This is a genomic window from Novosphingobium sp. CECT 9465, assembly GCF_920987055.1.
Taxonomy (GTDB): Bacteria; Pseudomonadota; Alphaproteobacteria; order Sphingomonadales; family Sphingomonadaceae; genus Novosphingobium.
The window spans coordinates 1-9,726 of record NZ_CAKLBX010000006.1; the positions used below are offsets into that span (position 1 = coordinate 1).

8 protein-coding genes and 3 pseudogenes are annotated in these 9,726 nt (G+C 60.4%); 5 read left to right on the plus strand and 6 right to left on the minus strand.

The window, feature by feature from the left end; genetic code table 11:
• Positions 1 to 200 precede the first annotated feature (200 nt).
• The 3 genes and pseudogenes from LUA85_RS21790 to LUA85_RS21510 all read right to left on the minus strand — a co-directional run bounded on the left by LUA85_RS21790 (position 201) and on the right by LUA85_RS21510 (position 2,414).
• Positions 201 to 571, minus strand: a pseudogene (locus LUA85_RS21790) (zincin-like metallopeptidase domain-containing protein).
• Positions 572 to 673: 102 nt separating this feature from the next.
• On the minus strand, positions 674 to 901 hold the full coding sequence (locus tag LUA85_RS21505; RefSeq protein ID WP_231472274.1) for an ArdC family protein: 228 nt from the start codon (positions 899 to 901) through the stop codon (positions 674 to 676).
• Positions 902 to 2,219: 1,318 nt separating this feature from the next.
• Positions 2,220 to 2,414 carry a hypothetical protein gene (locus tag LUA85_RS21510; protein WP_231472275.1) on the minus strand — a complete coding sequence of 65 codons (195 nt, stop codon included), beginning with the start codon at positions 2,412 to 2,414 and terminating at the stop codon, positions 2,220 to 2,222.
• A gap of 11 nt (positions 2,415 to 2,425) precedes the next feature.
• On the opposite strand from LUA85_RS21510, the gene LUA85_RS21515 reads away from it, so the two are divergent.
• From LUA85_RS21515 to LUA85_RS21535, 5 genes and pseudogenes are all read left to right on the plus strand, one after another.
• Positions 2,426 to 2,644: a hypothetical protein gene (locus LUA85_RS21515; RefSeq protein ID WP_231472276.1), complete on the plus strand. Its 219-nt coding sequence runs from the start codon at positions 2,426 to 2,428 to the stop codon at positions 2,642 to 2,644.
• A gap of 567 nt (positions 2,645 to 3,211) precedes the next feature.
• Complete coding sequence (locus LUA85_RS21520; RefSeq protein ID WP_231472277.1) at positions 3,212 to 3,469, plus strand: hypothetical protein; 258 nt, start codon at positions 3,212 to 3,214, stop codon at positions 3,467 to 3,469.
• Positions 3,470 to 4,442: 973 nt separating this feature from the next.
• Positions 4,443 to 5,261: pseudogene (locus tag LUA85_RS21525) on the plus strand (helix-turn-helix domain-containing protein); the annotation flags it as partial.
• Between the two features lie 637 nt (positions 5,262 to 5,898).
• A complete protein-coding gene (gene ltrA, locus LUA85_RS21530) occupies positions 5,899 to 7,428 on the plus strand; it encodes a group II intron reverse transcriptase/maturase (protein ID WP_008828485.1) in 1,530 nt (509 codons plus the stop codon).
• 67 nt (positions 7,429 to 7,495) lie between these two features.
• A pseudogene (locus LUA85_RS21535) lies at positions 7,496 to 8,044 on the plus strand (transposase); the annotation flags it as partial.
• 121 nt (positions 8,045 to 8,165) lie between these two features.
• On the opposite strand, the gene LUA85_RS21795 reads toward LUA85_RS21535, so the two are convergent.
• From LUA85_RS21795 to LUA85_RS21545, 3 genes are read right to left on the minus strand one after another with little or no spacing between them, the layout of a single operon-like run.
• Positions 8,166 to 8,666, minus strand: a complete 501-nt coding sequence (locus tag LUA85_RS21795; RefSeq protein ID WP_371823754.1) for a phospholipase effector Tle1 domain-containing protein — start codon at positions 8,664 to 8,666, stop codon at positions 8,166 to 8,168.
• Positions 8,593 to 8,925 (minus strand): DUF2235 domain-containing protein, encoded by a 333-nt coding sequence (locus tag LUA85_RS21575; protein WP_253073884.1) that lies wholly within the window; start codon positions 8,923 to 8,925, stop codon positions 8,593 to 8,595. The genes LUA85_RS21795 and LUA85_RS21575 overlap by 74 nt, the downstream gene beginning before the upstream one ends.
• Before the next feature lie 8 nt (positions 8,926 to 8,933).
• Positions 8,934 to 9,653: a DUF6602 domain-containing protein gene (locus LUA85_RS21545; RefSeq protein ID WP_231467523.1), complete on the minus strand. Its 720-nt coding sequence runs from the start codon at positions 9,651 to 9,653 to the stop codon at positions 8,934 to 8,936.
• Positions 9,654 to 9,726 lie beyond the last annotated feature (73 nt).

The window sequence follows — 9,726 nt, forward strand, 5'->3', positions numbered from 1 at the left end:
GGCAGAGAAAGTCTGGCGCTGTCGCCGCGAAGCAGCAATCGCGCCTGGCCTGAGCAACACATGATCGCAACGCCCCGAGCGGTCGACGGACTGGCCGTCCCCGACCTGTTTGCACCATGCCTCAGATGCGGCAACAGCCTCATGCGCCGGCTTTTGCAACGACGACAGAAGCGACAACGTTGCAGCCTGCTGCCTCGGACTCATCGGCTGCCGCGGCTCACGAGATTTCTCCGGTCGCAGCATCCCGCTCTGGAAGGCAGCATATGATCGGCGGCACGCGAAGCAGCGCTGGCGGTCCGCAGAATTGCACGATTGTTCCTGCCGAAGGATCGCGAGCCAGGAGCCGATATAATCACTGTGGCGACCGTTGGCCGAATGCCGAGCGCTGCGCAGACGAAGGCTCCTGCCATCTCCGCGACCAGCTCCTCCCGGCCATATTCGGGCGACCCGAAGAGCCGGACTGATCCCGCGCAAGGCGAGAGGAGTGACCGCTCCAATGGGCCAGTTCGTGAAAGGCGGTCCGGTGCCAGTTGACCGGCTCGAAGAATGCCTCGGGTCTGGACCTGAACATAGTCGTGCAGCGGGCTGTAGAAGGCGCTCGTACCGCCGATACGAAAATCAGCCTTGGTTGCCCGAATTAAGGCATCGGCGGCCGGAAGGATGAGCTCTGCTATCAACCGGACGTGGCGGGACCGCCACATGCGGGGCAACCCCGCGCATTGCTCAGTAGAAAAAGACAGTAAAATGGCGCAGAAAGGGGATTGCAGGCCGGCCTCGCGGCCTCGTGAACGGCGCTCAGTCTCTCGTCCCGGGTTGCGATTTTCCGGGTGTAGACAATGTCAGTCCCGCATTCGCCGCGACGAACGCTTCCTCCAAGCTCCCTGGCCTGGCGGAAAGTCACGAAGCCGTGTCCGGCAAAGCCGCGCTCGGCAATGGCGCTCAGAGGCTCAGGACATTGATCCCGCTGTACCGCCGACCGCTGACGGCGTTGAACGGCATCCCCACCGGAGCAGAACTGTTCGCCCAGGCCGGACCCACGGAACGCGTCCTGCCTCCAGTTCGGACAGTATTCCTTCGGTGATTTCGGCAATAGATATTGCGGGCTCGCGTGAGCCTTGCCGTGCAGTTCGATTGTCCATCGCGCGTCCTTTCGCGACGGGCGGGAGTCACTCTCTCTCCCTTCATCCCGTCACGGCTGCACGAAGCTGGCCTCTCGCACTTGGGCGTTGCGGGGTGGAACCCCGCTGAAGGGTAGCCCGGGACGCATAGCGGCACGGGCTCAGGGGAAGGCCTTCCCAAGAGGCCTGCTCGCCTCCCTCAAGACGCCGGCCCATTTTCGTTGTCCAAGGCATTGTCGCTCGCGATGTTGCGAAACCCTATGCGCGCCGCGGGGACGCCGCTAAGTCAATGCTCAGGTAAAAACGATGCAACAGGTAAGGCATGCGAATATCCTCCTGGTGAACGCGGCCTCGACGGCGCGCATACTTTCAGCGCTCATCCAAAAGCATGACAGTATCTCGATTGCGGTGGCTTGGGTGGCATCACCGATGTCGCAGACACGCTCCTTGCCCATTCCGAGAAGTTCGAGTCCCTTCTCCTAGGTGTGGACTTCTCTGCAACCGAGACCGCGCTTGTCGATCGCCTAGTTGGTTCCCTGCCTATGTCGCGAAGAGCCGTCCGGGCTGCTTTCATCCCAAGATTTTCTACTTTGAGACGGGAGTGAAGCTGAGGCGATCGTCGGCAGTGCCAACTTCACCAAGGGCGCCTGGGTGCTAACTTCGAGCCGGCGTCCATGCGAAGGGAGCGACCGACAATCCTTTCTTCGTGCAAGTCCGCAGCCAGATCAAAACCTACTACGCACCGCTCCGCCTGACCATCACGCGAGAACTGAATGCCGAGAGCTACAAGCGCCAGGCAAAAGCGGCTGCAGGTAAGCCGAGCCAAAGAGCCCGATCCTGCCGGACAGTCGCAAAGAGTGGGCGCGGGTCAACGCGCCGCTCGCGACGATGGAATGGCCTGAATTCGTGAAGCGTGCCCGTCGCGACGAGTATCATGACTTTATGGAGCGCATGAAGCTCGTGCGGGCCATCAACATATCTTCTCGCGCACCTCCTCCTTTGCAGAGGTCACGGCTGCCGAGGCCAAGGGCATCGCCGGCGTGCTCGGCAAGCATGAGGCCGAGACCGAGGGCTGGCCAATCTCACTGGGGCTGGTTCGGCTCAATGGGCGGTGCCGGCACATTTGCCGAATTGATCGTCTGGAGGACAGCGCACTTGCCGCACGCTCGATGTCATCCCGCCCCGCGATGAAGTGACCGAGGCCCAGTTCAACGCTTTTGTCGCTGCGTTCACGGCCGCCTTCTCGAAATCATCGCGCGTGGCGCGGCTGGCACCGGCCACCCGGTTGCTTGCCATGAAGCGGCCGGATGTCTTTCTGCGTCAACGGTGGCAACACTCCAGGCCTCGCGAATGCACTCTCTTTCGCGCCGACGACGATCAAACTCGAAAACTATTGGCGCCGCGTCATAGAGCCCATCAGGCAGGCGCCTTGGTACACGGTCGATCGGGCTGCCGGGCGCGACACCGAGCTCTGGGACGCGCGCGTCGCCATGCTCGACGCCATCTATTACCGACCGACCAACTGATGGGCAGCGTTCCTGAAGTGAAGAGCGGGCTGGTGCGCTGGATAGGCAGTGTTGTTGATCTGAGCCTTGCCGACCAGCACGAAATTGCGAGCTCGTCAAAGCAGGCGGTGCCATCCAGGCCAGCGTCGAGGCCATCCTCCCGAGACTCCGTCAGACAAAATGTTGGCCTTGCTGCGCGAAGAGGAAGGGGGGCGCATCGTCGGCGTCGGTGCTCTCAAGACCCCACTGCCGCATTATCGCAAGGTCGGTTCACGAACGCGGGTGCATCGCTCGTCGGCTTCGAAGGAGCGCCCGAGCTTGGATATGTCGTCGTCCATAGCGCTCGACGCGGCCAGATGCTCTCCGGCGATCTCGTCGAGGCGATTGCTGGGGCGATCAATGAACCTGCTTTCGCCACGACCGATAGCAACACCATGCGTAACAACCTTGCACGGTCGGGCTTTAGAAGGGTCGGGACAGACTGGCAGGGCAGCAAGGGCGACCTATCGTTGTGGGTCATTGATCCGGGCAGCAGCCCATCCTTGTAATTCTCCGGAAAATCTGCACTTTCTGGACAATAGAGTCGCGATGACCCATTCTATCAGTACCGTTGAGGTCTCGAAGTCGTTCGGCCGATTCAGCCGCCAAATACTCGAAGCACCGCTCGCCGTCACGCAGCATGACCATGTCAGCCTGGTCCATATATCGCACGCTGGATATCGGCGTCTCCAGAACCGCGATCGCGAGATCATCACCTTCCGAGACGTTACCCATGACGATCGCGCCGCCGCCGCGCACGCATCGTCCGAAGTCTCCAAGTTTGATGACGAAAACCCGGGTAACTGATGCCCCTCCCCTACCGGCCGCGTAATCTGTTACGCGTTTCTCTCGAATTCAGGCCAAGCCCGTCTTCGAGACGGCAGCAAAGACAGGTCCTCCCGAACACGCAAGCGTCTGACGACAGCTTCAACGGCCCTTGATTCAGTCATACTGCTCCACAGACAGCATCTGCAAAAGAACCTGCTATCTGGGTTGACTTCACTGCGCATCGTAGGGTCGACATCGGCATCTTCTGCGAACAGGACGATACACTTACCTTGGGTATTGCTGGCGCTACGATAAAGAATGCCACCGATCGGGCTCCCCTTCCGATCTTTCATTATGCCCGGAAATACTCCGTTACGATCTGAGTCGGACATAATCGATGTGGACGCGCTCGTCCTTCTCAATCCTTTTCCGAAAATCGTTTAGGAACTGGTGCATGAACAAGGCCCAATCGTACAGATGTGCGCGCCTGCTATCGAATATGCTAACAGTGGGCGAAGAAGTGATGTCCAACACTTTGGCTGCTCGTGTCAGAGCGAAGCGCCCATAGCATGGCGTGCTGATGGCTTCTTAAGGGTCTCCGCACAGCAGTCTTTTGCTCTTCGGCCCCATAAAACATGGGAATTCCAGCCGGGCTCATCCGGTTTTGCGCCGCGAACTGACGAGGCGCCGGCCCAAGCTCACGCGGCTCGCGAAATTTTCGCCGGGTTCTTCTCGCGGCAACGGTAGAACTCCGTCCCCTGCGGCAACTTCCGGATCATCCTCTCCTTCCTGCAGCGAGCGGAGATGAATTCCAAGAGTTCTTCGGGCGAAATATCCTCCTCATTCGCTCCCGCCGCCTGCTGCAAAAAAGTAGCGGCGTCGGTGCTTTACGAGTTCAACGAAGTCTTGCCACCCGTACGAGTAAACTGTTCCCCGTCAGCACCAATGGCACAGATTTGAGGTTGTGATTTAAGGAGTGTTGGGGCTTCGTCGTAGTGACGAAGGAACGAAGATGAAGCCCCAACACTCCTTAAAAAAATCGCCGATGAAGGCCCCTGCCGAGCGGGTGGTGAAGGACACCGGCGGCAGACCCGTCGGCACTTCTCGGCCGAAGACAAGATCAGGATCGTGCTGGATGGCCTGCGCGGCGAGGACAGCATTGCCGAGCTGTGCCGCAAGGAAGGCATCGCCCAAAGCCTGTATTACACCTGGTCGAAGGAGTTCATGGAAGCGGGCAAGCGTCGCCTGGCTGGCGACACTGCCCGTGCCGCAACCACCGGCGAGGTGCAGGACCTGCGCCGCGAAGCCCGTGCCCTGAAGGAATGCGTTGCCGACCTGACGCTCGAAACCGTCTGCTCAAAAAAAGTATGATCGCGGATGGGGGCGACGACGAATGAGGTATCCAGCATCGGAGAAGCTCGAGATCATCCGGATCGTCGAGCAATCGCACCTACCAGCCAAGCACACGTTGGACGAGCTCGGCATTGCCCGTCGGACCTTCTACCGCTGGTACGACCGGTTCCTCGAAGGCGGCCCGGAGGCGCTGGAGGATCGGCCATCGACACCGAGCCGGGTGTGGAACCGGATCCCGCCTGACATCCATGATCAGATCATCGAGCTGGCGCTGGGGCAGTCCGAGCTAAGCCCCCGGGAACTGGCGGTGCGTTTTACCGATGAGAGGCGCTACTTCGTGTCGGAAGCCACGGTTTACCGTCTGTTGAAGGCCCACGATCTGATCACCAGCCCGGCCTATGTCGTGATCAAGGCCGCCGATCAGTTCCACACCAAGACCACGCGGGTAAACGAGATGTGGCAGACTGATTTTACCTACTGTGCGCCTCGTCCCGGATGGTCCGGGGTGCATATGACTGGAATGCAAAGGAGAAAGGAGGAACTGAACGAATGCCTTGCCCTCTGCTGTGAGGGGGCATGAGCCCAAGCGGCGGTGACCTGCCGTCAACTGGCAGGGTGACGTAGCCCGCAGGTAAAGGGGATTGAGGCGAAGCCGTTACGCCGAGATGGTCCCCGAGGCTGTAGCGCTGGAAGGTTGAGGAACACGAACCGGTTAATCCGCATCCGAGGGCTGAAATGTCGCCTTCGCCTACACGGCTTAACAGGCGGAATGCTGATGATGGCGCCGGAGACGTATGTCGGCGACATCCGAATGTGGCCGGAAATGTAGCCCGTCCGCATGGAGCCATGGAGAGAATGCAGCCAGGCCATGGCATCGGCATCGACTTGCGGGACGCAAGGACAAGGACTGCGACCGGCAGCCTCCCCAGCGCGCGAAAGTCCAGCATATGAACGAGGGAAGGCATGATGGAATGCCAAGGGAGTTGGCCCCGATGTCCACCGTGCTGGCGGAGTCCCCGTAGTAGTCCGCGACAGGGAAAGCCTGTCACATGGCGAAGGGGGACAGTTCAATCAGCTTGAAGTGCAAACTACCTGACCAAACGAGGTGAAGACCTTTGATAATCAGCGAAATGCAGCACAAGCTCGCGACGTGGGCCGAGAGCGACCAGAACCGCAAGTTCGATCGCCTTCTCCGGCTCATTGCCGATCGGGCGTGGCTTGCCGAGGCGGCTCGGATCGTGCTGGCGTCGAGTGGCGCCAATACGCCGGGCATCGACGGAATGGACAAGCGACGGATGCAGGCCGTACTGGCAGAACAGCTGGCCAGTCTGCGAACGGACTTGCTGACGGGGAGTTATCACCCGCAGCCGGTCAGGCGAATCTATATCCCGAAAGCCAATGGCAAGAAACGACCACTTGGTATCCCGACCCTGAAAGACCGCATCGTCCAGCGCGCGATGCTGATGGCCATGGAGCCGATCTGGGAAAGCGACTTCCATCGCCTCTCCTACGGCTTCAGGCCGGAACGCAGCGTGCATCACGCTGTCCGGACCGTGAAGATACAGTTGCAGGATAGTGGTGCCGGAGCGCGGGGCCGCTGGATCATCGAAGGTGATCTGGCGAGCTACTTCGATACGGTCCACCACCGGCTTCTGCTTCGCTGCGTTCGGCGGCGAATCCGGGATGATCGGTTTGTTGATCTGCTCTGGCGATTCCTGAAGGCGGGCCACGTCGACCGTGGCCTGTTCGTCGCCTCAAGCGAAGGTGTACCGCAAGGCGGCGTGCTGTCGCCGCTCCTGTCCAACATCATGCTCCATGAGTTTGATGCGTGGCTGGAGGCGAAATACCTGAGCGACAAGGCGCGAAAGGATCGCTGGGCATGGAACTTCGGCATCCAGCAGGGGCGCCCCATCACGGTTCGCGAGAACCGGCAATGGAAACCTGCTGTCGCCTACTGCCGTTACGCCGATGACTTCGTTGTCATCGTCAAGGGCACCAAGGCACATGCCGAGGCCATCCGCGAGGAATGCCGGGCCTTTCTGGAAGACGACCTGAAGCTGACGTTGAATATGGACAAGAGCCATATCACCCACGTCGACGACGGGTTCGTGTTCCTCGGGCACCGGATTATCCGCAGGCGGGGATCGAGCGGACGCATGTCCGTGGTCTCAACGATACCCAAGGAGAAGGCCAAGACCTTCGCTCGCCGATTGGTCGAGGCTCTCTCCGGCAATCATGAGGTTGCCGCGGTGGACATGATCGACGGTCTGAACCGCCAGCTGGCGGGATGGGCTGCGTTCTACAGGTTCACCGACTTCACGGCGCGCACATTCCGGCGCATCGACACCGTCGTGTTCTGGAAAATGGCGCACTGGTTGGCGCAGAAGTACCGGTCCCGTATCAAGCCTTTGATGCGTAAATGGTACCGCATGCCGGAAACCGGCCAATCGAAGACGTGGCTGGTCTACGGTCGAAGCAATCAGGGCAATGCCGTCGGCAAGGCGCTGCGACGACTGGTCACAAGCCAGAAGATGCAGTTCCGGTGGCGGAATCCGGAGCGAAATCCCTACATCTATCGGGACGAGCTCCGAAACACCGTCACCTCCCGCTATCGTGATGTCGCCATGGCCTTGGACCAAGGTTGAATAGAGAGCCGTATGCGCTGAAAGGTGCACGTACGGTTCGGGGAGGGGAAGCGCTTATGCGCTTCCTACTCCACTCAAGATCATCGGGTGGGGCTGGATGTACCTGTCGACCGTGCTCGACGACTTCTCGCGCTACATTATCGCCTGGAAACTGTGCACCAACATGCGCGCCGAGGATGTGACCGACACGCTCGACCTGGCCCTTGGCGCATCGGGCTGCGACAGCGCCACGGTGCTGCACAAGCCCAGGCTGTTGTCGGATAATGGCCCCAGCTACATCGCCGGCGAATTGGCTGAATACATTGAGGCCCGGAAGATGAGCCACGTGCGCGGTGCCCCGATGCACCCGCAAACCCAGGGCAAGATCGAGCGCTGGCACCAAACCCTGAAAAACCGCATCCTGCTGGAAAACTACTTTTTGCCCGGCGACCTCGAAGCCCAAATCGAGGCCTTCGTCGAGTACTACAACCACCAGCGTTACCACGAGAGCCTGAACAACGTGACGCCCGCCGATGCCTACTTCGGCAGGGCTCCAGCCATCATCAAACAGCGCGAAAGGATCAAGCGACAGACCATCGAACATCGGCGCTTGCAACACCGCAAGCTCGCCGCCTAACATCAACCCCCAGACGAGGTCCGCACTCCGCTAATTTACGCCGCGAGTTGTGCCGAATGTTCTGACGACGGACAGCGGGCCATCCAGATCAGCGGGAATTTGGCGATCTGAACTCTCGGTCTCAACCCAGCCGCCGGCCGACATCGGAATGATCCCCGGCGAACCAGACGGTTGCTGATCCTGCGCGCCTTCTGCGTCGGCGAACGGATCGGGCTTGACGCTCTGGTCCGGCGTCCAGTGGTAGAGCCCGGAACATGCGTCGACGTTCATCGATCGCCGCTGCTTGGCGGAAGACGCGGATGCTCGGATTTGACTTAGTGTACGGCAGGAAGGATTGGCTGGGGAAGCGCAGCAACCCTGGGCGCACGAACACCGAGGCGACCGTGTCCCAGACCCCTAGGAAATGGATCGGCACCCGGCGCCCGCCAATCACGCGACGAAACTGCCAAGCGATGTCGAGCCGGTCCTCCCTATGTGCGCGCTTATACGCTTTGAGCGCATATTCGGCGAGGTGCGCTGATCGCGTTCGAGCAGGCCGATCAGGTGAATCAGGCCGGCAACCGCGCGTGCGTATAGGCGCCGCGGCTGAATCCGAAGAGAAAGATCCGATCGTCCGGCTCATAGATATCGATCAGATAGCAATAGGCAGCGAGGATATTGGCATCGAGGCCCCAGCCGGTGGCGAGCCCGAACGCCGCGATCGCGCTTTGCGCGGCGGGGCTCCAGTCGGTGGTCAGCGGCACAGTGCCGATGCCGGGATGATAGAAGACGTGCTGATTGTCGCTGCGTTCGGCGCAGCGATAGAGCTTCACGACATTGGTCAGGTTGTCCTTGACCTCGTTACTGGTGCCATCGAGCAGCAGGATGAGATTACGCGGCATGGGCGCTGCTATTCAGCCAGCCAGCGGGCATAGGCTTCGATATCGATCATCGGCACCGTACCGCTGAGCTGCAGCATAGCGATGAGCTTGAACAGAAAGGCGGTGGCAGGCTTGCCCGCCTCCACCAATTCGAAATGGTCATCGCGGCGGAACAGGTGGCCATGGGCAGCGATGCAGCCGATATCGAGCACGCCCTCGTCAAGATTGGCGGCCAGGGCTTTGCGTAGCGGTTCGCCGAGCGGCGGCGACCACTCGCTCTCAAAGCTCAATATGCCGCCAAGAACACGTATTGGCGACTTGGGAGCATACGTGCCACCTGCATGCGGGATCGGCAGGCTTGTGCGATCCAGCCTACGCACGCTGGCGACCTTTTCTTGCGCATAGGCGATCATGCCCGCATCAAGGGTCTGCTTGGCCTCGAAGACCGCATAGATACTCTCGGCGGGCACTACCGTCTGTCCCTCGATCTTGAAGATGAACGGCGTGTACTGCCGATCGAACACCACAAGGTCGATCTGTTGGCTGAAATTTCCATGGCTATCCACGACGAAGGCCTTAGCGACCTGATAGCGTTGCGGGAGGTAGGTCCCGAGCAGATCCAGCCAAACATTCTCGCTACCATCTCCCTTGGTGCCGGGATGGGCGAGAGTTGCCCGTACCGAACGCAGGCGGTGCTGGATATCCTCGTGTAGCGTGGCGAGGATCGTCGAGAGGGACCAGTCGCTCATGACAGCGGAAACTTCGGACCGAACAGCGCGCGCCACGCCTTGAGCGCCTCGCCATTCCGCCCACGCCGGCATG

What these genes read in the sequence shown, in the direction of transcription:
- LUA85_RS21520 (WP_231472277.1), top strand. Translation starts at nt 3,212, where the DNA reads ATGACCCATTCTATCAGTACCGTTGAGGTCTCGAAGTCGTTCGGCCGA.
- LUA85_RS21795 (WP_371823754.1), bottom strand. Translation starts at nt 8,666, where the DNA reads ATGAGCCGGACGATCGGATCTTTCTCTTCGGATTCAGCCGCGGCGCCT.
- LUA85_RS21510 (WP_231472275.1), bottom strand. Translation starts at nt 2,414, where the DNA reads ATGGCAAGCAACCGGGTGGCCGGTGCCAGCCGCGCCACGCGCGATGAT.
- LUA85_RS21515 (WP_231472276.1), top strand. Translation starts at nt 2,426, where the DNA reads ATGTCTTTCTGCGTCAACGGTGGCAACACTCCAGGCCTCGCGAATGCA.
- LUA85_RS21545 (WP_231467523.1), bottom strand. Translation starts at nt 9,653, where the DNA reads ATGAGCGACTGGTCCCTCTCGACGATCCTCGCCACGCTACACGAGGAT.
- LUA85_RS21575 (WP_253073884.1), bottom strand. Translation starts at nt 8,925, where the DNA reads ATGCCGCGTAATCTCATCCTGCTGCTCGATGGCACCAGTAACGAGGTC.